The 23,064-nt window shown below is 66.9% G+C and carries 16 protein-coding genes, 2 tRNA genes and 1 pseudogene; 12 read left to right on the top strand and 7 right to left on the bottom strand.

Going from position 1 to position 23,064, the window contains the following annotated elements; translation table 11 throughout:
• Nucleotides 1-5: 5 nt before the first annotated feature.
• A tRNA-Arg gene (locus tag ACSR1C_RS02100) sits at nt 6-82 on the bottom strand.
• Between the two features lie 139 nt (nt 83-221).
• Here ACSR1C_RS02100 and ACSR1C_RS02095 point away from each other — a divergent pair.
• On the top strand, nt 222-1,259 hold the full coding sequence (locus ACSR1C_RS02095; RefSeq protein WP_460257660.1) for a LacI family DNA-binding transcriptional regulator: 1,038 nt from the start codon (nt 222-224) through the stop codon (nt 1,257-1,259).
• A 9-nt stretch (nt 1,260-1,268) separates the two neighbouring features.
• On the opposite strand, the pseudogene ACSR1C_RS02090 reads toward ACSR1C_RS02095, so the two are convergent.
• Both ACSR1C_RS02090 and ACSR1C_RS02085 read right to left on the bottom strand, forming a co-directional pair.
• Nucleotides 1,269-2,309, bottom strand: a pseudogene (locus ACSR1C_RS02090) (UDP-N-acetylglucosamine 4,6-dehydratase family protein); the annotation flags it as partial.
• Between the two features lie 181 nt (nt 2,310-2,490).
• Nucleotides 2,491-3,105 carry a sugar transferase gene (locus tag ACSR1C_RS02085; RefSeq protein WP_460257659.1) on the bottom strand — a complete coding sequence of 205 codons (615 nt, stop codon included), beginning with the start codon at nt 3,103-3,105 and terminating at the stop codon, nt 2,491-2,493.
• A 207-nt stretch (nt 3,106-3,312) separates the two neighbouring features.
• Here ACSR1C_RS02085 and ACSR1C_RS02080 point away from each other — a divergent pair, with 207 nt between their 5' ends.
• On the top strand, nt 3,313-5,970 hold the full coding sequence (locus ACSR1C_RS02080; protein WP_460257658.1) for a calcium-binding protein: 2,658 nt from the start codon (nt 3,313-3,315) through the stop codon (nt 5,968-5,970).
• A gap of 4 nt (nt 5,971-5,974) precedes the next feature.
• Here ACSR1C_RS02080 and ACSR1C_RS02075 read toward each other — a convergent pair whose 3' ends face one another.
• A complete protein-coding gene (locus tag ACSR1C_RS02075; protein ID WP_460257657.1) occupies nt 5,975-6,772 on the bottom strand; it encodes an ABC transporter permease in 798 nt (265 codons plus the stop codon).
• A gap of 112 nt (nt 6,773-6,884) precedes the next feature.
• Here ACSR1C_RS02075 and ACSR1C_RS02070 point away from each other — a divergent pair, with 112 nt between their 5' ends.
• The 5 genes from ACSR1C_RS02070 (at nt 6,885) to ACSR1C_RS02050 (ending at nt 12,890) form a co-directional block, all read left to right on the top strand.
• Nucleotides 6,885-8,102, top strand: a complete 1,218-nt coding sequence (locus ACSR1C_RS02070) for a sugar transporter (protein WP_460257656.1) — start codon at nt 6,885-6,887, stop codon at nt 8,100-8,102.
• A gap of 8 nt (nt 8,103-8,110) precedes the next feature.
• Nucleotides 8,111-8,773, top strand: a complete 663-nt coding sequence (locus tag ACSR1C_RS02065; RefSeq protein ID WP_460257655.1) for an ABC transporter ATP-binding protein — start codon at nt 8,111-8,113, stop codon at nt 8,771-8,773.
• A gap of 95 nt (nt 8,774-8,868) precedes the next feature.
• Nucleotides 8,869-11,130, top strand: a complete 2,262-nt coding sequence (locus tag ACSR1C_RS02060; protein WP_460257654.1) for a rhamnosyltransferase WsaF family glycosyltransferase — start codon at nt 8,869-8,871, stop codon at nt 11,128-11,130.
• Nucleotides 11,127-11,948, top strand: coding sequence for a hypothetical protein (locus tag ACSR1C_RS02055; RefSeq protein ID WP_460257653.1), 822 nt, complete (start codon nt 11,127-11,129; stop codon nt 11,946-11,948). Before ACSR1C_RS02060 ends, ACSR1C_RS02055 begins: the two co-directional genes overlap by 4 nt.
• A gap of 9 nt (nt 11,949-11,957) precedes the next feature.
• Nucleotides 11,958-12,890, top strand: coding sequence for a glycosyltransferase family 2 protein (locus ACSR1C_RS02050; protein ID WP_460257652.1), 933 nt, complete (start codon nt 11,958-11,960; stop codon nt 12,888-12,890).
• 42 nt (nt 12,891-12,932) lie between these two features.
• Here the strand turns inward: ACSR1C_RS02050 and ACSR1C_RS02045 are convergent, their stop codons facing one another.
• The 3 genes from ACSR1C_RS02045 to ACSR1C_RS02035 all read right to left on the bottom strand — a co-directional run bounded on the left by ACSR1C_RS02045 (nt 12,933) and on the right by ACSR1C_RS02035 (nt 18,724).
• On the bottom strand, nt 12,933-16,676 hold the full coding sequence (locus tag ACSR1C_RS02045) for a translocation/assembly module TamB domain-containing protein (protein WP_460257651.1): 3,744 nt from the start codon (nt 16,674-16,676) through the stop codon (nt 12,933-12,935).
• The gene (locus tag ACSR1C_RS02040) at nt 16,676-18,454 is read right to left on the bottom strand and encodes an autotransporter assembly complex protein TamA (protein WP_460257650.1); all 1,779 of its coding nucleotides are present in this window, start codon (nt 18,452-18,454) and stop codon (nt 16,676-16,678) included. Before ACSR1C_RS02040 ends, ACSR1C_RS02045 begins: the two co-directional genes overlap by 1 nt.
• Before the next feature lie 194 nt (nt 18,455-18,648).
• Nucleotides 18,649-18,724: transfer RNA gene (locus ACSR1C_RS02035), tRNA-Lys, on the bottom strand.
• Nucleotides 18,725-18,967: 243 nt separating this feature from the next.
• Here ACSR1C_RS02035 and dapF point away from each other — a divergent pair.
• The 5 genes from dapF to ACSR1C_RS02010 all read left to right on the top strand — a co-directional run bounded on the left by dapF (nt 18,968) and on the right by ACSR1C_RS02010 (nt 23,061).
• A complete protein-coding gene (gene dapF / locus ACSR1C_RS02030; protein ID WP_460257649.1) occupies nt 18,968-19,807 on the top strand; it encodes a diaminopimelate epimerase in 840 nt (279 codons plus the stop codon).
• The gene (mtaB, locus tag ACSR1C_RS02025) at nt 19,804-21,066 is read left to right on the top strand and encodes a tRNA (N(6)-L-threonylcarbamoyladenosine(37)-C(2))-methylthiotransferase MtaB (RefSeq protein ID WP_460257648.1); all 1,263 of its coding nucleotides are present in this window, start codon (nt 19,804-19,806) and stop codon (nt 21,064-21,066) included. The genes dapF and mtaB overlap by 4 nt, the downstream gene beginning before the upstream one ends.
• Nucleotides 21,067-21,111: 45 nt before the next feature.
• A complete protein-coding gene (locus tag ACSR1C_RS02020; RefSeq protein ID WP_460257647.1) occupies nt 21,112-21,753 on the top strand; it encodes a glutathione S-transferase in 642 nt (213 codons plus the stop codon).
• A gap of 29 nt (nt 21,754-21,782) precedes the next feature.
• On the top strand, nt 21,783-22,391 hold the full coding sequence (locus tag ACSR1C_RS02015; protein ID WP_460257646.1) for an FMN-binding negative transcriptional regulator: 609 nt from the start codon (nt 21,783-21,785) through the stop codon (nt 22,389-22,391).
• Nucleotides 22,392-22,455: 64 nt separating this feature from the next.
• On the top strand, nt 22,456-23,061 hold the full coding sequence (locus ACSR1C_RS02010; RefSeq protein ID WP_460257645.1) for a glutathione S-transferase: 606 nt from the start codon (nt 22,456-22,458) through the stop codon (nt 23,059-23,061).
• Nucleotides 23,062-23,064: the final 3 nt, after the last annotated feature.

The raw sequence follows: 23,064 nt of genomic DNA, 5'->3' as shown, positions 1-23,064 counted from the left end.
CGGGATGGTGACCCCGGGTGGATTCGAACCACCGACCTACCGCTTAGGAGGCGGTCGCTCTATCCTGCTGAGCTACGGGGCCATTGCGGCCTTTCTTGCCGGAAAGACAGACGGTTTCAACCCTGGACCTGCGGTCGCGCCGCCGGAATCTGTTCGGACTTGGACAAAGCCGGCCATAGACGCTAACTAAAAGAAGCAGCATCGAGCAACAGGGCATTCCATTGACAAACACACCGCCTTCCCGGCCGCGCCGTCCTCTGACCCTTCGTGATGTGTCCGAGGCCTCGGGCGTCAGCGAAATGACGGTCAGTCGCGTGTTGCGCAACCGGGGCGATGTCAGCCAGGCCACCCGCGAACGGGTGCAGCAGGCCGCGAAACGGCTGGGCTATGTGCCCAACAAGATCGCCGGCGCGCTGGCCTCGCAGCGGGTCAATCTGGTGGCGGTGATCATTCCGTCAATGTCGAACATGGTGTTCCCCGAGGTGATGACCGGCATCAGCAAGGCGCTGGAGGACGGGCCGTTGCAGCCGGTGGTGGGCATCACCCATTACCGCCCCGAACGCGAAGAGCGGGTGCTGTATGAAATGCTGTCCTGGCGGCCCTCGGGCGTGATCATCGCCGGGCTGGAACACAGCGATGCCGCCCGTGCGATGCTGATGAACGCCGGCATTCCGATCGTCGAGATCATGGATACCGATGGCGAGCCGGTGGATTCCGTGGTCGGCATCTCGCACCGTCGCGCGGGCGCCGAGATGGCCCGCGAAATCGCGCGGGCCGGCTATCGCCGCATTGCGTTTCTGGGCACGAAAATGCCGCTGGACCACCGGGCGCGCAAACGGTTCGAGGGGCTGACCTCGGCGCTGGCGCGCGAAGGCATCGAGATCGCCGATCACGAATTCTATTCCGGCGGCTCCGCGCTTCTGAAAGGGCGCGAGATGACCGAGACCGTCCTCAAGCGCACCCCCGATGTGGATTTTCTGTATTATTCGAACGACATGATCGCCGCGGGCGGGCTGCTGCATTGCCTGGACAACGGCATTGATGTGCCGGGGCAGGTCGGGTTGGCGGGGTTCAACGGGATCGAATTGCTGGACGGTCTGAACCCGCGCCTGGCCACGATGGATGCCTGCCGCCACGAAATCGGCGCCAAGGCGGCCGAAATCATCGCGCGATGCTCGGAAAGCGGGGTCAGCTTCGCGGGGGACCGCATCGAACTCACCCCGCGTCTGAGCTGTGGCGAAACCCTGAAACGCGGCTGAACCGGGCGCCTATCGCGCCTGCGCCGCGGGGGCCGGATGATATGGCGCGATCCGGCGGAACAGCACCCTGCGCGCGGTCTGGTCATCGCCCGCCGCCAGTGCCTCTTTGAGATCGCGCAGGGCGGCGGCGACCTCCAGTTCCGACAGGCCGGGTTCGGGCACCTGAAAGATCTTGCCATGCGCGGTCAGCATTGCCCCCTGCCCGATCATCCGCTCCTCATGCAGCTTTTCGCCGGGGCGCAGGCCGGTCACCACGATTTCGATGTCGCCGCCGGGATTGGCGGCGTCACGCAGGCTGTGGCCCGCAGCCGCGATCATCCGGCGGGCCAGTCGGCGAACCGGCACCGGCGCGCCCATGTCCAGCACGAACACCTCGCCGCCCCGCGCCAGGCTGCCCGCGGTCAGCACCAGTTGCACCGCCTCCTGCACCGTCATGAAAAAACGGGTCGCGCGCTCATGCGTCAGCGTCACCGGCCCGCCTTTGGCGATCTGTTCGCGAAACAGCGGCACGACCGATCCGGACGACCCCAGCACATTGCCGAACCGGACGATCGAAAAAACCGTGCCCGCCGCCCGGCTGGCCTGATCCAGCACCAGCAGTTCGGCCATGCGCTTGGTCGCGCCCATCACATTGGCCGGGCGCACCGCCTTGTCGGACGAGATCAGCACGAACAGCCCGACACCGGCCGCCCGCGCCTCCTGTACCAGGGTGGCGGTGCCGAACACGTTATTGCCGATGCCGGCCAGCGGGTTGGCCTCGACCATCGGCACGTGTTTATAGGCCGCGGCGTGCACGATCACCTCGACCCCTTGCGCGCGCAGCACCCGGCGCACCAGCGCCTCGTCGCCGACCGAGCCCAGAACCGGCACGATCTCGACCCCGGCCCCGTCGGCAAGGGCGCGCAGGTCCCGTTCGACCGTATAAAGGGCCAACTCGCCCAGTTCGAACAGCACCAGCCGGCGCGGACCGCACCCGAGGATCTGGCGGCACAGCTCTGCCCCGATGGACCCGCCCGCCCCGGAAACCAGCACAGATCGGCCCTGATATGCGGGATACACGGGGTCTGGTGCCGCCCATTGCGCGGCCCGGCCCAACAAGTCGGAAACGCGCGGCGGATCGGGCGGACCCCGTCGCGGGCCGCCGGGCGCGGTATCAACCGCCCGCCCGATGCGCCACCGCAACCCTGCGAAAAGCCGTGCGGCGGCAGAAAAAAACGCCCGGATCATCGCCCTAGACCGCCCTGCCAAACACCACCCGCGCCGTCCGCCAGATCACCCACAGATCAAGCGCGAAGGACCGGCTTCGCTGATAGGTCAGATCGAGCCGCGCCTTCGCCGGCACGCAGCGGCGCGCATAGGTCGCGTCCACCTCGGCTGCGGTGCGGCAGGGCGCCAGCAGCCATTCCTCGTGCCGGTGATACAGCAACGAGGCCAGCCCGGTCACGCCGGGGCGGCTTTGCAAGACCTGCGCATAGAGGTCCGGAAACCGCGCGACATACCGGCGCAGCGGCGGGCGCGGGCCGACAAAGCTGAGATCGCCGCGCAGAATGTTGATCAACTGTGGCAACTCATCCAGCCGCCGGCGTCGCAGCACCCGCCCCAGCGGCGTGATCCGGGCAGCCTGATCGCCGCCACTGGCACGGGCCGCGCCTGCGGCGGGGCGCATCGTACGGAATTTCCACAACGCAAAGGGCTGGCCCGGCGCGCGCATCCGTTCGGCCCGGTAAAACACCGGGCGTCCGTCGCGCAGCAGGATCAGCACCGCGACAGCCATCATAAGCGGTGCCAAAAGCCCCGTAAGAAGCAGCGCCAAGACCACATCGAACACACGTTTGGAAAGCGTCATTCAGATCCCTTTTCCGGTTGCCGAACCCGTCCTCCCTTCACCCCTAGCAGCAGAAGGTAAGCGAGAGGTTTCCAGCCCCGCAGCCACCGCCAAACCATTCACATTTTCCGAAAGCGCCCCGCGCCTGACACATTCTGGCAAAACGCGGTTAAGCCCGATCCGCAAATCCTGTCCCGGACGCAGGGGTGCGTGGAAAGGGTGGTTGAGATGTCGTATTTCGCCTATCAGGGAACGCTATTCGACAGTGTGCTGGAAACACCGACAGTGGTGGGGCGGCTGGATGCGGGCGCGACGGGCGGCCCCGGCACGCTTGTGCTGACCGATAACGGTTCGGGCCAGCGCGTCACCTTCGCCCTTGACGATGGTCAGCTTGCCGTGGTGGCAGAGGACACCGCCTATCCCCCGACCCTGACGCAGACCAGTTCGGCCGTATTGGGCGGGCGGATCGTGACGCTGGGCAAGGACGATCTGGCCGCCGTCGCCGCCCAAAGCGAATCCGACAGTCAGACGATCTATGCCAACCGCTCGGGCGAGCAATCCGACCGGATCGAGGCACTGGCCCTGAACCAGGGCGGGCAGACCTATCTCTATCTGGCCGATACCAATGCCAGCGGTCTGTCGGCCTATGCGGTGCAGCCCAACGGCGATCTGGTGTTGATCGAGGCGATCCCGGATGACGCCGACAGCCTTGCCGCCGGGATCACCGCGCTGGCCACGGCCGAACTGGGCGGCACCAGCTATGTCATCGCCGCCTCGGCCGCAGAGGACGGGCTGACAAGCTATCGCGTCGACCCCGATGGCAGCCTGACGCAGGTCGATGCGATCGGGGCCGGCGATCTGCTGCCGATCAACGATCCGCAGGCGCTGGAAATGGTCGAGATGGACGGCACCCAATTCATCGTCGTGGCCGCATCGGGGTCCTCCAGCCTGACCGTATTGCGGCTGGAGGAGGACGGAACCATGGTGCCGGTCGATCAGGTGATGGACGATCTGAACACCCGTTTCGCCAATGCGTCGGTCATGGAAAGTTTCACCGTGGACGGGCGGGTCTTTGTGCTGGCCGCCGGCAGCGACGACGGGCTGTCGCTGTTCACCATGCTGCCTGACGGGCGGCTGCTGCATCTGGAAACGCTGGTCGACACCGCGCAGACCAGTCTGGCCAACATCACCGACATGTCGGTGCAGATCGTCGATGGCGAGGTGCAGCTTTTCGTGGTCTCGGGCGCCGAGGCGGGCCTGTCGCAATTCACCATCACCCCGGGACCCTTGGGCGATCTGGTGCAGGGCGGCGGAACCACGCTGAACGGAACCGCCAGGAACGATCTGCTGGGCGGCGGGGCCGCCGATAACGTGATCCTCGGCGGGGCGGGCGACGATATTCTGATCGACGGGGCGGGCAGCGATGTGATGGCGGGGGGCCCGGGGGCCGATATTTTCGTGCTGTCGCTGGATGGCGAGGTCGACACAATCACCGATTTCCGGCTGGGCGAGGATCAGCTGGATCTGTCGGCCTTCGGGATGCTGTACGACGTGTCCGACATCCAGATCACCGCAACCTCAGACGGGGCCGAGCTGACCTTCGGCGTGGAAACCGTGGTGCTGATCAGCGCCGACGGGCTGCCGCTGGATCCTGCGGATTTCAAGACCTCGGACGTGATCAACGTGCCGCGCCTCTTTCTCGGCCCCGAGGTGACCGGCCCCACCGGCAGCGACGAGGCCCTGTTGGTGGGCGGCCAGACCGCCGATCACCTGTTGGGCGGCGCGTCTGATCAGACGCTGATGGGCCGGGGCGGCGACGACATCCTGACCGGCGGCGCAGGGGCCGATGTGATGGATGGCGGCGAAGGCGTCGATCTGGCCGATTATTCGGACGCCGCGCAAGGTGTGCGCGCCAGCCTGGCCGATCCCTCGGTCAATTCCGGCGACGCCGCCGGCGACAGCTATGACGGGATCGAGGGGCTGTCGGGTTCGGATCACGACGACCGGCTGATCGGCGACGCGGGCGACAATGTGCTGCGGGGCGGCGACGGGCGCGACCGGCTGGAAGGCGGCGGCGGCAATGACCAGATAAGCGGTGGCGCCGACAATGACGAATTGCTGGGGCACGACGGCGACGATTCGATCTATGGCGACGGCGGCAACGATAATATCTCGGCCTCGGACGGCGATGATTTCGTGGATGGCGGCGACGGGCACGATCAGATCGGCGGCGGCAACGGGCGCGACACGCTGTTCGGCGGTGCCGGAAATGACGAGATCGGGTCGGGCAATGACGATGACTATCTCGACGGCGGCGACGGCAATGACCGGATGAGCGGCGGCTACGGCGCCGATGTGGTGATCGGTGGCGCGGGCCATGACACGCTGGCCGGCAGCTATGGCAACGACATCGTTCAGGGCGGCGATGGCAATGACAGTCTGGGCGGCGGCACCGGCAAGGATGAACTTTACGGCGGCAATGGCGATGACAGCATCGGCGCGGGCAGTTTCGACGACCTGGCCTGGGGCGGCACCGGCAATGATTTCATCGGTGGTGGCGACGGCAATGACCGGCTGTGGGGCGAAGACGGCGACGACACGCTGAACGGGGGCTTGGGCAATGACGCGCTGTATGGCGGGGCCGGGGCCGATATCTTCGTCTTCAACGACTTCACCGCGGGCGAGATCGATACGATCCAGGATTTCGAGCTTGGCGAGGACCGGATTCGCCTGGGCGGTGTGCCCGGCAAGTTCGGCGCGCTGCAGATCAGCGATGTCTGGATCAACGACGCGCCCTATGCGCAGATCGAATATGACGGCCAGATCATCCGTCTGGCCGGGGTTCAGGCGGATGATCTGAGCACCGGGGATTTCATCTTCGTCTGATCGGTTAGCCGTTGATGATGTCGCGGTGATACCGGCCCAGAAACAGCAGCCCGGCCAACAGCGTCACCCCGCCGAAGCCAAAGACATAAAGCGGCGAGATGAAGTCGCCCGCATAGGTCGGATAGATGCCTTTGCGCATCTGCCCGATCACATGCGCCAGCGGATTGAACCACAGCCAGCCGCGCCATGGCTGCGGCACGCTTTCGAACACGAAGAAGATCGACGAGACAACAAATAGCGGGCGGTTGGCAACGGCCCACAGCCGCTCCCACACCGGGAAGAGCGAGACAAGAAGGCAGGTCAGCGTCCCAACCCCCAGGCCCAGCGCGGCCGCCATCGCGAAGCCCAGCGCAAGGGCCGGGAAATCGAAGATCACGTTGACGCGAAAGGCCAGAACGATCCCGGCCACGACAATCGTCATGACCAGCACCTGGGTCAGGGCGTTCAGCACGAACCGCGCCATCAGCGCATCTGCGAAACTGACGCCGGGATAGAACAGCAGCGGCTTGGAAAACCGGATCGCCACGGTCAGTTTCTGGCTTAGATCCATGTACATCATGAACGGCAGAAACCCGGTGGCATAGAACAACGGAAAGCTTTGCCCCAGCGGCGGCGCGCTGAAGGCCAGCGAAAAGATCAGCGTCAACAGGGCGATGCCGCCCACCGGCTCCAGCACCGCCCACAGATAGCCGCCGGCGGAACGGCCATGGGTCGTCGCCATTTCCCGCACGATCAGGGCAAAGACGGTGCGCGCGGTACGCAGGCGGCGCACGGGCCGGGGGCGGATCAGATCGGTTGTCATGCTGTGAACGCTTTATCAACTTCGTTTCGGGTAGCGTCGGCCCGGACGATGGGCTGCGCCCTTTCGGCATAGCGCGCAGGTCTCAACCGAAGGTTACCAGAAGGAACATACCGTGACACAGGCCCGCGCAGAGACCCTGCCCTTTCCGGCGCAACCGGCCCCCCCGGCGCTGCGGCGTCAAAGCGGCCTGGCCGGCCCGGCCCGGCTGCGCCACCGCCATCTGGGCCTGATCGTCAGTTTCTTTCTGCTGGTGCTGTTGCCGATGGATGCGACGGCCTATTACCTGTTCCGCGTAGCGCAGGATCAATATGCCTCGCGCGTGGGGTTCTCGGTCCGCAAGGAGGAGGCCGGATCGCCGATCGAATTGCTGGGCGGCATTACCGAACTGTCGGGGTCCAGTTCATCCGACACCGATATCCTGTTCGAGTTCATCCGCAGCCAACAGCTTGTGCGCCAGATCGATGACCGGCTGGATCTGGCAACGCTCTATGCCGCGCCGGGCGATCCGCTGTTCAGCCTGCCCGCCGATCCCACGATCGAGGATCTGGTGAATCACTGGCACCGCGTGGTGAAGGTCTATTACGATTCGGCCAGCGGGCTGATCGAGCTGCGGGTGCTGGCCTTTTCGCCCGAGGACGCGCAGGCCATCGCCCGAGCGGTGTTCGATGAAAGCTCTGCGATGATCAACACCCTGTCGGCCATCGCGCGCGACGATGCCACGCGCTATGCCAAAGAGGAGCTCGACCGCGCCGTGGCCCGACTGAAAACCGCGCGCCAGACCGTCACTGCCTTCCGCTCGCGCACCCAGATCGTCGACCCGAACGCGGATATCCAGGGCCGGATGGGCCTGCTGGCCAATCTGCAGGCGCAACTGGCCGAAGCGGTGATCGACCTTGACCTGCTGCGAATAACCACCGGTGGCACCGGGCCAGGCGGCCATACCAAGGCTGCGGTCGGCACCCGGGTGCTGCAGGCCGAGCGCCGCGTCGCGGTAATCGAGCAACGGATCGCCGCCGAACGACGCCGGTTCGGCGGCGGCGCCGATGACGGGGACGCCGCCTATGCCAACCTGATGGCCGAATATGAAAGCCTGACGGTCGAGATGGACTTTGCCCAGAAATCCTATCTGTCCGCGCTTGCCGCGCATGAGGCCGCCCGCGCCCAGGCCCAGCGCCAGTCGCGCTATCTGGCCGCCTATGTCGGCCCCACCCGCGCCGAACGCGCCGAATATCCCCGGCGGCTGACGCTGCTGGCGCTGGTGTCGGTGTTTCTGCTGATCGGCTGGTCGATCCTGACGCTGATCTATTACAGCCTCCGTGACCGCCGATAGGCCTGCCCGTGATCCGGATCGAAAACCTGTGCAAGACCTACACCCTGCACGGCCAGCGCAAAGTGGTGGCCGACCACATCACCGCGACCTTCCCGGCGCGCAAGGCGGTGGCGCTGTTGGGGCGCAACGGCGCCGGCAAATCCAGCCTGCTGCGGATGATTGCCGGCACCATGGACCCCGACAGGGGCCGGATCATTTCGACCGGCACGGTGTCATGGCCGGTGGGGTTTGCCGGCTCCTTTCATGGCGAGCTGACCGGCGCCCAGAACACCCGTTTCATCGCCCGGGTTTATGGCGTCGATACCGACGCGCTGACCGCCACCGTCGCCGAGTTCGCCGAGCTGGGCCCGCAGTTTCACCTGCCCGTCCGGACCTATTCGTCGGGGATGCGGTCGCGGCTGGCCTTCGGGGTGTCGATGGGGATCCCGTTCGATACCTATCTGGTGGATGAGGTCACATCGGTCGGCGACATCGCCTTCAAACGCAAAAGCGAGGCACTCTTTGCCGAGCGGCTGAAAACCAGCGGCGCGATCATCGTGTCGCACGCCTTGGGCATGGTCCAGCGGCTGTGTGACCACGCCGCCGTGCTCGAGGACGGAAAGCTGACCTATTACGCGGATGTGGACGCGGCCATCCGCCATCATCAAGCGCTTTGCGGGCCACAGAACTGACTGCGGCTCCAGAAACCGTTTCTCAATATTTCACCCATAACGTCGGGTCTGCCGGGGTCGCCCGGCCCAGGAAAAGTGAGACAGGACAGAACGCCATGGCCCCAGAAATCGTTGTTGTCGTTGCTGTTTACCATCCCGACCCAAGCCATTTCGCCGCTCAACTCGACTCGATCGCGCGGCAGACCCACCCCAATATTTCGGTGTTGTTCGTGGCCGCCGACACCACTTCGGCCCCGCTGATCAAGACGCAGGCCCGCGCGGCCGGCCTGCTTTTTGAAACAGTGACGCCCGCCGCCCCGATGGACGCCGTGCGCGCCTTCGAATTCGGCTTGTCCGAGGCAATAGCGCGTGCGCCCGGCGTCCAGTTCTTCGCCCTGGCCGATCAGGACGACATCTGGCACCGCGACAAACTGGCACTCAGCCTGGAAGCGCTGAAAAGGTCCGGCGCCGATCTGGCCCATAGCGATGCGCGTGTCGTCGACGCCGCAGGGCGCGAACGGCACGCTTCCCTGTTTCGTCTCGAAAACCGACAAACCGCGCCGGGGCTGCGCGATTTGCTTTACCGCAACACCGTGACCGGCATGACCATGCTGATGACCCGTCGCCTGGTGGAAACGGCATTGCCGTTCCCGCCGCAGGACGGGGTGCATTATTATCACGATCTGTGGCTGGCGCTGGTCGGCACGGTGCTGTCGCAGCCTGTGTTTCTGAAACAGCCGCTGGTGGCGTATCGCCAGCATGGCGGCAATGCGGTGGGGGCGATCGAGCAACCCGCCGCGCCCGGGCCCGCCCTCGGCCGGCACTGGCTGCGCCAGCGGGCGGCCTCCTATGCTCTGGCGATGTATCTGGCACGCTCGCTTGTGCTGCGGCTGGGGCAGGAGCCGGCGCATCTTGCCCGGCTGGCCCCGCTCCGCCCGTTCTTGCGGCGCCTGTCGGCGGGTCCACGGTTCATACGCGACGCCGCGCGACTTGCCCTGATCGGCAAAGCGCAGCAATCCCGGATCGCGCTGTCCTATGCGGTGATTGCGGCCGGGCGGTCGGTCTGGGCGCTGCGGCACGCGCTGCACGCCGGGCTCGACAGCGCATTGCAAGCCTTCGATCAGCGCGCCTATTCCCTGTCCCCGGGGCAGATGCCCTGCGCCCCGCGGAACCCGCCCCCCGCCGCCCCGGCAGAGGACTGGACGCACAAGACCGATCCGCGCACCATCGCCCGCTGGCACCCGGTCTTCAGCGCCGATGCCCCGGCGCTTGTCGTTCTGGTGCCCACGCTGAACCCGGCCGAGATTTTCGCCGGAATCGCCACGGCGCTGGAGTTCGGCCTGGCGGTCGCGGCGCGCGGCATTCCGGTGCGCTTCGTTGCGACCGATCTGCCCATTGCCGCACAGGCTGCCGCACGCGCGTTCCTGCTGCACCGCCTGCCCGCCGGGGCCGACCGCACCGCCATCGCCGCGCGCCTGTCGCTGCATTGCGGGGTGAGCGAGGCGACCCTGCCCTGCCACCCCGACGACATGTTCTTCGCCACGGCCTGGTGGACGGCCCATATCGCCCAGGCGCAAATCGACACGGGCGGGTTCGCACAGGACCGGTTCTTTTATCTGATTCAGGATTACGAACCGAATTTCTATCCCTGGGGCGCCGAATATGCGGGGGCTGTGGAAAGCTATGGCTTCCGGTTCATCCCGATCTTCAACTCCGCCCCCCTGCGTCGCTATTTCGCCGATCAAGGCTTCGACTTCGCGACGCCGGCCGCCATGGTGTTTCGCCCGTCGATCGACATCGCCCGCTACGCCGGGCTACCCGACCGCCGCACCGCCCGCAAACGTATCGCGCTTTATGGCCGGCCCGAGGTCGCCCGCAACATGTTCCCCCAGGCGATCGGCGCGCTGGGCCACTTCCTGCAGGCCGAAAACCTGACCCGCGACGACGTTTCACTGGTCAGCGTCGGACTGAAACATGGCGATCTGCGGATGCCCGGCGAGTTGCGTCTTGAAAGCCTCGGCAAACTGCCCTGGTCCGATTACCCCGATTTTCTGAGCACGGTCGATCTGGGACTCTCGCTGATGTATTCGCCGCATCCCAGCCACCTGCCGCTGGAAATGGCGGCCGCCGGCGCGAAGGTCGTGACCAACCACTTCGGTCCCAAGGATCTGTCGTGCCTCAGCCCCGCGATCCATTCCTGCGCGCCGACCGTACCCGCCCTGACCGAAACGCTGCGCCGGGCCTGGGCCGCCCCCGCGCCCGACCGGCATGCCCGTGATTTCGACCTGGCCCCGCTGGGCCCCCCGTTGCAGGCAACGGCGGACAGGTTGGCCGCAACGATCCGGGGCGCGTGGGCCTTGGAAAGGAAATGCGCATGAGCAGAACCCTGATCCTCCATGTGGGGTCGCCGAAATGCGGCTCCACCTATCTGCAACAGGTCATGCTGGCCAATCGCGGATACCTGTCGGAAAACGGCATCCACTATCCGCATGACGGCACGGCGCATCCCGGAAACGGGCTGGCGGCGTTGATCATGACCCAAGGTCGGCTGGCGCAGATATTCGACGGGCACAATCTGGTCGTTCTGTCCCACGAGGACCTGTTCGCAGCGGCCGGCAAGGCGCAGTCCCTGTCCGAGTTGACCGCGCGCAATGGCATCACCGTACAGATCGTCGCCTTTCTGCGCCCCTTCAGTCAGTTCATATTCGGGGATTACTCGCAGTTCATCAAACAGCATCTGGACCGTTTCCTGACCGAAGGGCGCGCATTCGACGGGCGCACATTCCAGCAATTCACCGTAGAGCGCAGCCGGGCGATGTCCGCGACCGGATTTCTGAAAGGGTGGCAGCGGCGGTTCCCGGATCACGCGCCGCTTCTGGCCCACCATCATCAGATTCGCCCGACCCTCGAACGGCTGCTTGGGGTCGAGGGGATGCGCTGGGATCTGCCGCGGGACCAATCGAACCCCTCGCTCCGGATGGAAGATTGCGACCGGATCGCCGCCGCGGTCAATGCAGGCCGGACCGCGCCCGGCGAAATCCGCGACATGCTGCGCGCCGCACTGAAACAGGTGGGCGCGCCGGATACCGGCAGAACGCCGGAACGCATCGCCTGGATCGAAGCAGTCTTTCAAAAGCAAACCGACGATCTGCAGACCGCGTTCGGTTTCGACAACCGGCTGAAACCGGCCGCATAGGGGGCGTGCATGACCCATCAACCCGAGGTCACCATCCTGCTGGCAACCCATAACGGGGCCGATCTGCTGGGGCCGCAGCTCGACAGCTTTCTGGCGCAAACACATCGCCGCTGGCGCCTGATCGCCTCGGATGACGGCTCGACCGACGGCACCCCGGACCTACTGACCAGCTTCGCCAAGCAAAATCCGGACCGCGATATCACCCTCTGCCGGGGTCCCTGCCGGGGCTTTGCGCGGAACTTCATGCACCTCTTCGCGAAGGCCGGGGTCGAGGCGGCCTTCGCCGCCCTGTCCGATCAGGACGATGTCTGGTTGCCCGGCAAGCTTGACCGCGCCATCGCCGCGCTGCAGGCCCTTCCGGCGGACCGGCCCGCGCTTTACTGCGGGCGGACCTGGATTTGCGACAAGGCGCTGACACCGCAGGGCCGCTCGCCGCTGTTTCGGCGCCCGCCCTGCTTTGAAAACGCGCTTGTGCAGAATATCGGCGGCGGCAACACGATGGTTCTGAACCGCGCGGCCCTGGCCCTGGCCCGCGCCGCCAGCGCCGAAGCGGGTGCGGTAGTTTCGCATGACTGGTGGCTTTACCAACTGGTCACCGGGGTCGGCGGCCACGTCGTCTATGACCCGGAGCCGATGGTTCTGTATCGCCAGCACAGGCGTAATCTGATCGGCGCCAACAGATCGTGCATGGCGCGGGCGCGGCGGGCAGTCATGCTGTTTCAGGGCCGGTTCAGACAGTGGAACGATGTCAACATTCGTGCGCTGGCCGCCTCGGCCCATCGCTTCACCCCGGAAAACCGCGCGCTTCTGGCCACGTTCGCCCGGACCCGCAGCCAGCATCTGCCCGACCGAATCCGGCTGTTGCGCCATGCCGGACTGCACCGCCAGACCGTGGGCGGCGACGCAAGCCTGTGGTGCGCGACGACTCTGGGATTGATCTAGGGGCACATATGCGACCCTTGGCGAAATACCTGTGCACCCGCGTTAATAGTCGCGCTCATAGAAAATCCCCAGGCTGGTATCCCCGGTATCGCCCAAGCCCCCCTTGACCGTGACATTCGGTAACAGATCCAGGTTCAGGTTGATCTCGCTCGTGCCGGCGCTGTCGACGGTCACGTCGGTATAAATGTTTTCCGACAGGTATTTGCCCGCCCGCAGCTGGGTTGCACCCGCGCCGTCCGAGGTGATGTTCAGATCGTCCAGCCCGAATCCCTGCCGAAGCTTCGCGACGATCCCGCCGCCGCTGCGGCCCGCAAGCGTCGCCACCGCGCCCGCCAGTTGGGCCGCCTGAAGCGGCGACAGGGTCGTGATGCCACGCCCGAACAAAAGCCGGGCCAGCACCTCGTCCTGTGGCAGTTCGGGCTGCGACAGAAAGCTGACCTCGGGCTCGCTAAGCGGACCCTCGGTCACGATCTGCACGGTGGTGTCGTCGGACTGGGTTTCGGCCACCAGCCGGATATAGGGGTTGAACGCGCCCTGCAGGCGGATTGCGCCCTCGACCAGGGTCAGGCGCTTGCCCAGAATGTCCAGCCGGCCGCGGATCAGTTCGAACCGGCCGACCGGCACCACGTCCGAGGTGGTGCCGGTCAGGCGCAACCGACCGCCCAGTTCGGCGTCCAGCCCGCGGCCGCGCACGAAGATGCGGCTTGGCGCCAGGATCGTCAAATCCAGCCCAAGCCCGCCGCCGCCCGTCGCCGCGCCGTCCGCCGCCCCGATCAGCCCGGCCCGGCCCCGCGTGATCCGCACATCGGCAGGTTCGTTCACATGGGTCAGGCCGTCGGGAATCTCGCCCCCCGGCCCGGCCCCGGTCGACGGCACCTGAATCTCTGTCTGGCCCAGCTCGATCGTGCCGCTGATCAGGCTGCCGCCGGTCAGCGGCCCCTGCACGGCGACGGCGCCGTTGACCGTGGTTCGGTACAGCGCGGGGTCCTCGAACACGACCCCGGCGGCGGTGATCTGCAATCCCGCCACATAGGGTGCGGACAGGCCGACCGGCCCGTTCACCGTCAGCCGCCCGCCGCCGGCCACGCTGCCGGACGCGGAAATTGTGGCCTGCCCGCCCGACAGGCCAACCGTGGCATCAAGCCCCGTCAGCGACAGGCCCAGCGTCGGCGCCGACACCCGCGCGCCGCTGGTCGCGATGCTGCCCGACAGGGCCGCCAACCCCGGCGCGCCGTCCATCCGCAGATCGAAACGCGCGACACCCAGAACCGAGCGGGGCGCGATGAACGTGTTGGCCAGGCCCAGCGGCGCGCTGCCCACGGCCGAAACCGCCACGCTCTGCCCGTTACCGGCCACCTGGCCGCCGATCCGCGCCTCGGTGCCGCCGGGGCCGGTCACGTCCAGCGCCACCTGCCAGTCGGGTCCGGCCGGGCGAATCGTACCCTGCGCCGCCACCGGGCCGGGGAAATCCGGCACCAACAGGCCCAGATCTGCCAGCCGCGCGGTGAAATCCAGCACATCGCCTTCGCCCACCCCGCCCGACAGCGCCGCCGTCAACTGTGGGGTTGTCAGCGCGAAGGCCCCGACCGTCAGCCGCCCGTCCTTGCGCCCGATCTGCGCGCTCAGACCGCTGGCCCCGGCGAATACCCTGTCGGCATCGCCAAGACCGGCGGCCAGATTCTGACCCGACGCGGTCATATCCAGATCGAAATCGCCGCCCTTCAGTTGCCCGCTGCCTTTGACGGCCAGATTCAGCGCGCCGCGCAGGGGCCGCCCGGCAAGCCGCGAAAACGGCGCCAGATCGGCGGCGCGCAGATCAAGCGTTCCGGTCGCGGGCAACAAGGCGTCGTCCAGCACCACCGCGCCGGACGCCGTCAGCACCGCCCCCGCCCCTGTCAGCATCAGCCGGTTCAGCTGCAGCGGGGCGTCCTTGGTCCATGTCGCCTCTGCCTCCAGTGTGGCGGGACCCGTCAGGCCGGGCGCCAGCGGCGCCAGATCGGCCAACTGCGCCGACAGGACCGCGCCCCCCGCCTGACCGTTCAGCGTGCCCGATGCGCTGGCGCTGATCGCGGTATTGTCGAGGGTCAGTTTTTCCACCACGGTGCCCGTCGCGCCGCGCCGCGCCACCAGATACAACAGGCTGCGCCCCGCCAGCAGCGGGTCAAGCTGCGCGGTGCCGGTTTGCAGATCGGTGATCCCGGCCCGCAGATCGATGTCGAACGCCCCGCCCAGCAGCGTGCCGCTGCCGGTCACATCCACCGATCCGGCCCCCGCCAAAGGCCGCCCGGCCAGCCCGGAGAAGCGCGAAAAGTCGTCACTGTTCAGGCGCAGGTCGCCGCTGACCGGATAGCCGTTCGCGAACCCTTCAAGCGCGCCCTGCCCGGTCAGGCGCAGCCCGGCGCCCTGCAGTTCCAGCGCCGACAGGCGCAGCGGCACGCCCGCCTGCCAGGCCAGCGTGGCGCTGCCGGTCAGGGTGTCGCCCAGCGCGGCGGCAAACGCGGGGTCGGCCGGGGCGATGCCCTCGGCGCCCATTTGCAGATCGGCGGTCACCGCGCGGGGCTGGCTGCGGCTGATCGTGCCGGTGCCGGTGACAAAGCCGCGTGCCAGCGCCAGCCCCTCGCGCGACAGGCCCAGAACCGTGGCCTGCGCGGTCCATCCCTCGCCCCGCGCCGCGTCGAACCCGGCCGTGATGTCGGCGCGGGTGATGCGGGTTTCGGGCCCCGACAGCGGCAGCAGAACCGGGCCGTCGCCCGCGATGCGGCCGGTCAGATCGAACCGTTCGGGCATCCCGTCGGCCCCGATCACGAAACTGCCATCCAGCGTCATCGCCGCCGCCGAAAGCGACAGCGCCGACAGATCCAGCCGCCCGTCCGGCGCCCGGGCTCCGGCAAAGGACAGCTGCATCGCAGGGCCGAAAAAGGGGCGCAGATCGGGCGCGAACAAGGGCGCGATATCGCCACCCAGATCGCCCGAGAACCGGCGCAACGGCGCGGCCCCTTCGGCGCCCGGCTCGGCCGTCAGGCGGACCTGCCCGGCCAGCCGTTCCTGCCCGTCCGAGGCCAGTTTTATATCGGCGGTGAAATCCGACAGTGGCGCATCGCCGGTAACCGCAAGCGACAGCGCCGGGCGGCTGGGCAGCGACAGCAGGGTGCTGACGATCCCGCCCGGCCCCTCGGCCAGCGCCAGATCCAGGGTCAGCTGATCGGTCTCGTTCACATAGGCCGCATCCAGGGTCAGCGTGCCGACCTCATCGTCGATGCGCGCAACCTCCAACGCGGCCTTGCCCGCGCCCCCGGCCAGCGACAGGCTGCCGTCCAGCTGCACCTCTGCCGCTTCGCCCAGAACCGGCGCGCCCAGAACCACCTTGTCGGCGCGGATCTTTCCGATATTCACCGAAACCGGCAGATCGGGCAGTTGAAACGGCGTGGCCTCGGCATCCGACGCGCTGACACCGCCACCGCCGGGCAGCCGCGGCAACACGATCTCGGCGGCGGTCAGTTCCCGCACCTCGAGCCGCCCGCCCAGCAGGGCCGCGCGCGACCAGTCCAGCACCACGTCGCGCAGGGTCAGCCAGATACCGTCGGCATCGGCGATGGTCAGTTCCTCGATCGTGGCGCGCGACGACAGCGCCCCCTTGAACCCGATGATCCGCACGTCGCGGCCCGCATCGGACAGGTTGTCTTCCAGAAACGCCTGCAACACGCCGCGATCAGTCTGCGCCGCATCCTGGGCAAACGCGGCCAGCGGGGTAAGGCAGACCCAGAGAAAAGCAAGAAGATACCGCATCAGAACGCCTGTCCGATCCCCACATAGATCTGGACCCCCTCGCCGGTATCGCCACCCACCGGCGCGGCGATATCCAGACGGATCGGCCCGATCCCCGTATTATAGCGCAGGCCAAGCCCAGCGCCCGAATGCCAATCGCCATCCGCACCCGGCACGCTGTCGGCCCCGATGAACCCCGCATCGGCAAAGCCCACCAGCCCGATCGTGTCGGTCACACCGACGCGCACCTCGGCCGACAGGCCCAGAAAGCTGCGCCCGCCAACCCGTTCGCCACCCGGCAGGTCGATACCCAGTTCCTGATAGGGCTGGCCGCGCACGGTTCCGCCGCCGCCCGAAAAGAACAGCATGTCGGGCGGCACTTCGGTCAGTCCGGCACCGATGACGGATCCGGCCTGCACCCGCCCGGCCAGAATCACGCGATCATCAACCCCGACCCCGTAATAGCCGCGCCCATCCGCAAACAGCCGCCCGCCCGAGGCACTGCCGGACAGGCCCACGAAGGGCTCGGCCACCGTGTCCAGAAACAGCCCGCTTTCGGGGTTCAGCATATTGTCGCGCCCGTCCCAGGTGGCGGTCAGCGGCAACAGGACATGGCTGAAATTCCGGCCGCCAAGGTCATCTTCCACATCGGAATAGCGCAGCCCGATTTCCGCCCCCACCGTCAGCCGGTCGGAAAACTGCCGCGTCAGCCCGATGCCGACGCTTGCCTTGCGCTCGAAATAATCGGGCTCGTCCAGCTCTTCCAGCAGGGCCGACAGGCGCAGGCTGGTATCGGGGTTGAAGGTGGCCGGGCGCAGCAGGCTGGCGCCCAAACTGTAATCGACCCCGCCCGAATCGCCGCCGATACCGGAAATGGCGGCGTCGAAACGAAACCTCTCGGCCCCGCGCATCAGGTTGCGATGCAGCCAATAGGTCGAAATCGCCAGCCCCTCGAACGAGGACAACTCCAGCCCGACGCCCAGCCGGCGCTTCTTTTCGTCAATCAGCGCGGCGGTGATGTCGAGCGACCCATCCGCGTTGACCACCTCGCCCTCGCTCAGCGCGACCGAGCGGAACGCGCCGGACCGGCGCAGCCGGGTCGCGCTGCGCGCCAGCGCGTCGGGCGAAAACACCTCGCCCTTGGGCAGCCCGGCGATGGCCCGGATGCGTGCGGGGCGGACCCGGCTTTTGCCCTCGATCAGCAGATCGCCGAAGGTCAGCCGCGGCCCCGGATCGATCCCGATATCCGCCGCCAGCGTGTGCGCCCGGTGATCCGCCACGATCCGCTGCCCGGTCAGCGCGGCCTTGGCATGACCCGCGTCGCGCCAACCGCCGACACCGGCCTGTGCGGCATCCCGGATCAATGTGCTGTGCGCGGTGTGGCCGCTGGAAAAGCCCTCGGGCAGCTCGGTGCCGGGGGCCAGCGGCGCCACGCGGGCCTGGGAAAAGACGAAACGCGGCCCCTGCTCGACGCGCAGGACGATCTGCCCGATCCGGTCGGGCGCGGCATAGGGCGACAGATCCGTCGCCTCGCGCCCGTCGACGGCGATCCGGATCACCGGGCTGTAAAAACCCGCCGCATACAGCACGCCCACCAGACGGGCATAATCGGCCCGCGCCGCCGCCAACAGATCCTGCGGCGTGGCCCCGTCTTCCTGCGCCGCGGCAAAGGTCAGCGACGCGGCGCGCAGGTTATCGCGCATCCCATCGCTTGCGCCGGGCGCATCCAGACGCAACTCAGCTGCCTGCGCCGCAACGGCCCAGACCAGCGAAACCCCGAGAATCAACAGTACCCGCATCGCCCCCACCGGCTTGACGTGACACTTCGACGCCTATCATCGCTGCGGACCGGGGCAAAGACCATGCTGCGGCCCTGTGCCGGAAGCCGCGCATGAAAAGCGCAAAATTCCGGACACACGGCGGTGGCCCGCATCGTGATGTCGCTAAAAGGAAAGGTATTGACCGGGGAACTCAGGACATGTGCATTAAAAGATGGTGAGCCGGCCGGGATCCGAACCCGGGACCTACTGATTAAAAGTCAGTTGCTCTACCAGCTGAGCTACCGGCCCACATCATCTTTTCCACGGCCCTGAAACCGTCGTCCTCGTCGATCTTGAACTGAAAAGCACAGCCCGTGCGATCAAACTCAAGACAGCGGCCCATTGCTTGAAAGCCGGTCGTTCGACCAACCGCGCCAATGGCCCGTTCGAGGCCCGCTTCCTAGGAAAAGCTGCGGGGGCGGTCAAGCCCAATTTTGCGCTTTTTTCGCGGGTCTCTGGATTCAATGAAAAGCGCGCGCTATATGCCGCCCCATGCTGAAGGCGATAAACACCTCTGGCCTGCCGTTCATGAAGATGCACGGGCTTGGCAATGACTTCGTGGTCATAGACCAGCGGGCAGGCGCGGCCCCGCTGCCGGCGGCGCTTGTCGTGGCGATCGCGGACCGGCACCGGGGCGTGGGGTTCGACCAGCTTGCGGTGATCGAATCCGCCCGATCCGCCGACGCGCGGCTGACCTTCTACAATTCCGACGGCTCGCAATCGGCGGCCTGCGGCAACGCCACCCGCTGCATCGCGCGCCACATCATGGATACGACGGGCAAGACCGCCCTGACCCTGATCACGGAACGCGGTACGCTGTCGGCCTTGGATGCGGGGAACGGCCTGACCTCGGTCAATATGGGGCCGCCGCAGCTGACCTGGGATGAAATCCCGCTGGCCCGCGAAATGGATACACTGGCCCTGCCGATCGAGGGCGCCCCCACCGCCACCGGCATGGGCAACCCGCATTGCACCTTCTTCGTGGGCGATGCCGAGGCGGTCGATCTGGAAACCCGCGGCGCCGAGGTAGAGCATCACCCGCTTTACCCCGAACGCACCAACGTGCAATTCGCGTCGCTGATCGGCCCCGATCATCTGCGGATGCGGGTCTGGGAACGTGGCGTGGGGGTCACGCTGGCCTCTGGCTCGTCGTCCTGCGCCACGGCGGTGGCGGCGGCGCGGCGCGGGCTGACCGGGCGCCGGGTGCGGATCGATCTGGACGGCGGCACGCTGGATATCGACTGGCGCGACGACGGCGTCTGGATGACCGGCCCCACCGCACATGTGTTCAGCGGCAGCTTCACCGCCGCCTTTCTGGAAACTGTCGGATGACCACCGCGCCGAAATTCACCACGCTGGGCTGCCGCCTGAACGCCTATGAAACCGAGGCAATGAAAGAGCTGTCGGCGGCGGCGGGGCTGGACAATGCCGTGGTGGTCAACACCTGCGCCGTCACCGCCGAGGCCGTACGCAAGGCAAGGCAGGAGATTCGCAAGCTGCGCCGCGATAATCCCGGCGCCACGCTGATCGTCACCGGCTGCGCCGCCCAGACCGAACCGCAGACGTTTTCGGCCATGGCCGAGGTGGACATGGTCATCGGCAATACCGAAAAGATGCAGCCCGCCACCTGGGCGCAAATGGCCAAGGGCCCCGATTTCATCGGCGACACCGAAAAGGTGCAGGTCGACGACATCATGTCGGTGACCGAAACCGCCGGCCACCTGATCGACGGGTTCGGCACCCGCAGCCGCGCTTATGTGCAGGTGCAAAACGGCTGCGATCACCGCTGCACCTTCTGCATCATCCCCTTCGGGCGCGGCAATTCCCGGTCGGTCCCCGCGGGCGTCGTGGTCGATCAGATCAAGCGGCTGGTGGACAAGGGCTATAACGAGGTCGTGCTGACCGGCGTCGATCTGACCAGCTGGGGCGCCGATCTGCCGGGCCTTCCGCGCCTGGGCGATCTGGTGATGCGCATCCTGAAACTGGTGCCCGATCTGCCACGGCTGCGGATCAGCAGCATCGACAGTATCGAGGTGGACGAAAACCTGATGCAGGCCATCGCGACCGAACCGCGCCTGATGCCGCACCTGCATCTGAGCCTGCAGGCGGGCGACGACATGATCCTGAAACGGATGAAACGCCGCCATCTGCGCGACGACGCCATCCGCTTTTGCCAGGAGGCCCGCGCGCTGCGCCCCGACATGACCTTCGGCGCCGACATCATCGCGGGCTTCCCAACGGAAACCGGGGCGATGTTCGAAAACTCGCTGAGGCTGGTGGCCGAATGCGACCTGACCTGGCTGCATGTCTTTCCCTACAGCCCGCGCCCCGGCACCCCCGCCGCGCGGATGCCACAGGTCCAGGGCACGGCGATCAAATCCCGTGCCGCCCGCCTGCGCGCTGCGGGCGAGGCACAGGTTGCGCGCCACCTGACCGCACAGATCGGCAGGACGCACCGCGTGCTGATGGAAAACCCGCGCATGGGCCGGACCGAGCAATTCACCGAGGTCACATTCAGCACGGACCAGACCGAAGGCCGGATCGTCACAGCCCGGATGACCGGCACCGTCGGCCAGCAGCTCACCGCCTGATTTTCGTCTTTCCGAACATATCCCTGCCGGAGGCAAGGAAGCCGAATGCCCCGCCCGATCCTTTATTCCTTCCGCCGCTGCCCCTATGCGATGCGCGCCCGCCTGGCCCTGTCCAGCGCCTGCATTACTTGCGATCTGCGCGAGGTGGTGCTGCGCGACAAACCCGCCGCGATGCTCGCCGCCTCGCCCAAGGGCACCGTGCCGGTGCTGGTGGCGGGCGAACGGATCATCGACGAAAGCCGCGACATCATGCTGTGGGCGCTGCGCCAGCACGACCCCGAACACTGGCTGAACATGCCCGAGGCGGGCCATGCCCTGATCGACCGTTTCGAGGGTCCGTTCAAATCCGCGCTCGACCGCTATAAATATGCCAGCCGCCATGACGGCGTCGATCCACTGGCCGAACGCGCGGCCGCCGCCGCCCATCTGACCGGCCTTGATGCGATGCTGGCCCATCACCCGTGGCTTTTCGGCGACCGGCCCACGCTGGCCGACATGGCCACGCTGCCCTTCATCCGTCAGTTCGCCCTGACCGACCGCGCCTGGTTCGACGCGCAGCCCTGGACGCATCTGGCGCGTTGGCTGAACACCTTCCTTGCCTCCGACCGGTTTTCCGCGATCATGGCGAAATATCCGCAATGGCAGGCGGGCGACCCGGAAACGCTTTTCCCTGCTTCTTTTTCGTAAAAATATCCCCGCCGGAGGCAAGAAATCTGATGCACCCCAACCCCGCCTTCCGCGCCACGCCCAGGGAAACCAACCTGGCCTTCGCGCGTCAGGCCGCCTTTGGCACGCTGATGGTGAACGGGCCTGACGGACCGCTTGCCGCCCATGTTCCGTTCCTGTTGTCGCAGGACGGAACCGTGCTGGAAACCCATCTGGTGCGCAGCAACCCGGTCGCGCGGACCCTGCCCGCCCCCGCCCTGATCGCAGTACAGGGCCCCGAGGGGTATATCTCGCCCGACTGGTACGATCTGCCCGATCAGGTGCCGACCTGGAACTATGTCGCGATACACCTGCGCGGCACGCTGGAACTGTGCCCGGCCGACGGGCTGCGCGACCTGCTGGACCGGCAATCGGCGTTTTTCGAGGATCGGCTGGCACCCAAACCACCATGGACCGCCGACAAAATGCCCGCAGAGACGTTGCAAAAGATGATGCGCGCGATCGTGCCCTGCCGGATGCGGATCACCGATGTGCAGGGCACCTGGAAGCTGGGCCAGAACAAGCCCGACACCGCCCGCCTGTCGGCCGCCCGGCATCTGGACGCCACCAGCCCCGCACCCGGCACGCACCCGCTGGCCGCGTTGATGGGGCTGTCGTGAATTCTTGATTGGACAGGGCAAAACCCGCCGCCTACCGTGCCCCGGCGCAGAGCCGGAGGACGCCATGCAGCTTTTCGACAATCCCGCCTCACCCTATTGCCGCAAGGTGCGTGTGGTGCTGGCCGAAACCGGGCAAAGCGACGATGTCGAGCTGCTGCCGGCGGTTGGCCATCCCATCGCCCAGGCCGAAATGCCGACCGCGCATAATCCGCTGGGCAAAATCCCCGCGCTGCTGCGTGACGAAGGGCCGGCGATCTATGACAGCCGGGTGATCTGCCGGTTTTTGAATGACCGGGCCGGGGGCACACTTTATCCCGCGTCCCGTCTTTGGGAAACCCTGACGCTGGAAGCGACCGCCGACGGGATCATGGATGCCGCGGTTCTGATCGTCTATGAATCGCGCTGCCGCCCCGAGGCGATGCGTCTTGCCGATTGGGTGGACGGGCAGTGGGACAAGATCGACCGCGCGCTGACCGCCCTGAACACCCGCTGGATGAGCCACCTGGCCGGGCCGCTTGATATCGGGCAGATCGCCGTGGGCTGCGCGCTGGATTATCTCGATTTCCGGCACGGTGCCCGCGACTGGCGCGCGGGGCGCGATGCGCTGGCCGACTGGGCCGCCGAATTTGCGCAGCGGCCCGCGATGCAGGCGACCATGCCGGCCGCCTGATCC

Source organism: Actibacterium sp. D185-2, from assembly GCF_054954595.1.
Note: the sequence above shows the minus strand (reverse complement) of the source record. Positions and strands in the feature narration are given on the sequence as shown.

Bases quoted from the DNA above. Each gene is read 5' to 3' on its own strand.
- ACSR1C_RS02085 (WP_460257659.1), bottom strand. From the start codon at position 3,105: ATGACGCTTTCCAAACGTGTGTTCGATGTGGTCTTGGCGCTGCTTCTT.
- ACSR1C_RS02080 (WP_460257658.1), top strand. From the start codon at position 3,313: ATGTCGTATTTCGCCTATCAGGGAACGCTATTCGACAGTGTGCTGGAA.
- ACSR1C_RS02075 (WP_460257657.1), bottom strand. From the start codon at position 6,772: ATGACAACCGATCTGATCCGCCCCCGGCCCGTGCGCCGCCTGCGTACC.
- ACSR1C_RS02060 (WP_460257654.1), top strand. From the start codon at position 8,869: ATGGCCCCAGAAATCGTTGTTGTCGTTGCTGTTTACCATCCCGACCCA.
- ACSR1C_RS02055 (WP_460257653.1), top strand. From the start codon at position 11,127: ATGAGCAGAACCCTGATCCTCCATGTGGGGTCGCCGAAATGCGGCTCC.
- ACSR1C_RS02050 (WP_460257652.1), top strand. From the start codon at position 11,958: ATGACCCATCAACCCGAGGTCACCATCCTGCTGGCAACCCATAACGGG.
- ACSR1C_RS02045 (WP_460257651.1), bottom strand. From the start codon at position 16,676: ATGCGGTATCTTCTTGCTTTTCTCTGGGTCTGCCTTACCCCGCTGGCC.
- ACSR1C_RS02040 (WP_460257650.1), bottom strand. From the start codon at position 18,454: ATGCGGGTACTGTTGATTCTCGGGGTTTCGCTGGTCTGGGCCGTTGCG.
- dapF (WP_460257649.1), top strand. From the start codon at position 18,968: ATGCTGAAGGCGATAAACACCTCTGGCCTGCCGTTCATGAAGATGCAC.
- mtaB (WP_460257648.1), top strand. From the start codon at position 19,804: ATGACCACCGCGCCGAAATTCACCACGCTGGGCTGCCGCCTGAACGCC.
- ACSR1C_RS02020 (WP_460257647.1), top strand. From the start codon at position 21,112: ATGCCCCGCCCGATCCTTTATTCCTTCCGCCGCTGCCCCTATGCGATG.
- ACSR1C_RS02015 (WP_460257646.1), top strand. From the start codon at position 21,783: ATGCACCCCAACCCCGCCTTCCGCGCCACGCCCAGGGAAACCAACCTG.
- ACSR1C_RS02010 (WP_460257645.1), top strand. From the start codon at position 22,456: ATGCAGCTTTTCGACAATCCCGCCTCACCCTATTGCCGCAAGGTGCGT.